The following is a 1,954-nucleotide window of genomic DNA, read 5'->3' on the forward strand; positions in this document are numbered from 1 at the left end:
TCACCGCCGTGGCCGCTGTTGTTGCCGTGCCCGCCGCCATGGCCACCGCCGTGGCCGCCCAGGATCCGTTTCAGAAAGCTCATCGCCTGCTCCTCAACGCTTGGCCTGCGCGCCACCGAACGTCCCCGAGGACGACAGCAGCCGCAAACCGTTGGCCACGACGATCAGGCTTGCGCCCGCGTCGGCGAAGACCGCCATCCACATCGTGCCGAGCCCCGCGACCGTGAGGCCGAGGAACACGATCTTCACGCCGAGCGCGAAGCCGATGTTCTGCACCAGTACACGATGCGTCGCACGCGACAGCCGCACGAACGCGGGAATCTTGCGCAGGTCGTCGTCCATCAGCGCGACGTCGGCCGTCTCGATCGCGGTGTCGGTGCCCATCGCGCCCATCGCGAAGCCGATGTCGGCACGCGCGAGCGCCGGCGCATCGTTGATCCCGTCGCCGACCATCCCGACCGCGCCCGCGCCGCCGGCCGACAGCTCCTCGACCGCCGCGAGCTTGTCTTCCGGCAACTGGTTGCCGCGCGCGTCGTCGATACCGGCCTGCTGCGCGATCGCCTGCGCGGTATGCGGGTTGTCGCCGGTCAGCATCGCGGTGCGGATGCCGAGCGCATGCAGATCGGCGATCGCTGCACGGCTCGTGTCCTTGATCGTGTCAGCCACCGCGAAGATACCGAGCACGCGCACTTCGTCGACCAGCACCACGACGCTCTTGCCTTGCCGCTCGAGTACATCGAGCTTTGCTTCGAGGGCCGTCGAGCAGCGCTCGAGTTCCTCGACGAGCCGATGATTGCCGAGCCAGTAGCGCGTGCCGTCGATCGTGCCCTGTACGCCGCGCCCGACGATCGCTTCGAAGTCCTGCACATCAGCGAAGGCCGTCGTACCGGCGTCGCGGGCAGCCGTTGCAATCGCCTGCGACACCGGGTGATCGGAGCGCGCCGCAAGGCTCGCGCCGAGGTGCCGTACACGCGCAGCATCCGCGTCGTCCGCATGCAGGTCGAAGTCGGTCTGCACCGGCTTGCCGTGCGTGATCGTGCCGGTCTTGTCGAGCGCGAGCCACGCGAGCTTGCGCCCTTCTTCCAGATAGACGCCGCCCTTCACGAGAATCCCGCGTCGCGCCGCGGCCGCGAGCCCCGACACGATCGTCACCGGCGTCGAGATCACCAGCGCGCACGGACACGCGATCACGAGCAGCACCAGCGCGCGGTAGATCCAGTCGTGCCACGCACCGCCCATGACGATCGGCGGCACCACGGCGACCAGCAGCGCGACCGCGAACACGATCGGCGTGTACACGCGTGCGAACTGGTCGACGAAGCGCTGCGTCGGCGCCTTCGCACCCTGGGCTTCTTCAACCGCATGGATGATCCGCGCGAGTGTCGAGTTGGCCGCGACCGCCGTCACGCGATATTCGAACGAACCCGATTCGTTGATCGTGCCTGCGTACACGGCGTCGCCGGTCGTCTTTTCGACGGGCAGGCTCTCGCCGGTGATCGGCGCCTGGTTCACCGTCGAGCGGCCCGCGACGACTTCGCCGTCCAGCCCGATCCGCTCGCCCGGCTTCACGCGCACGACCGCGCCGAGCGCCACCTGCGCGGCCTCGATCGTGCGCCATGCCCCGTCGGCGTCCTGCACGGTCGCGGTGTCCGGCGCGAGTTGCATCAGGCCCTGGATCGCATTGCGTGCGCGGTCGAGCGACTTCGCTTCGATCAGCTCGGCGATCGTGAACAGCACCATCACCATCGCAGCTTCCGGCCACTGCCCGATCGCCATCGCGCCCGTCACCGCGATGCTCATCAACGCGTTGATGTTCAGGTTGCCGTTGCGGATCGCGATCCAGCCCTTCTTGTAGGTGGTGAGCCCGCACGCGAGCACCGCCGCGAGCGCAAGCGCCGCCGACAGCCACACGGGCAGGCCGGCCCAGGTCGCGCCTTCGGACGCGATCGCGGCA

At 68.8% G+C, this 1,954-nt stretch carries 1 protein-coding gene and 1 pseudogene; both read right to left on the bottom strand.

Annotated elements, in window-relative coordinates; all coding sequences use genetic code 11:
- Window positions 1–83: pseudogene (locus G3N99_RS42260) on the bottom strand (zinc ribbon domain-containing protein); the annotation flags it as partial.
- A 10-nt stretch (window positions 84–93) separates the two neighbouring features.
- A partial coding sequence (locus G3N99_RS39310; protein ID WP_206125093.1) for a heavy metal translocating P-type ATPase occupies window positions 94–1,954 on the bottom strand: 1,861 nt, incomplete at its 5' end.

Origin of the sequence: Burkholderia sp. Ac-20392 (assembly GCF_017104585.1) — a bacterium.
GTDB classification, from domain to species: domain Bacteria; phylum Pseudomonadota; class Gammaproteobacteria; order Burkholderiales; family Burkholderiaceae; genus Burkholderia; species Burkholderia lata.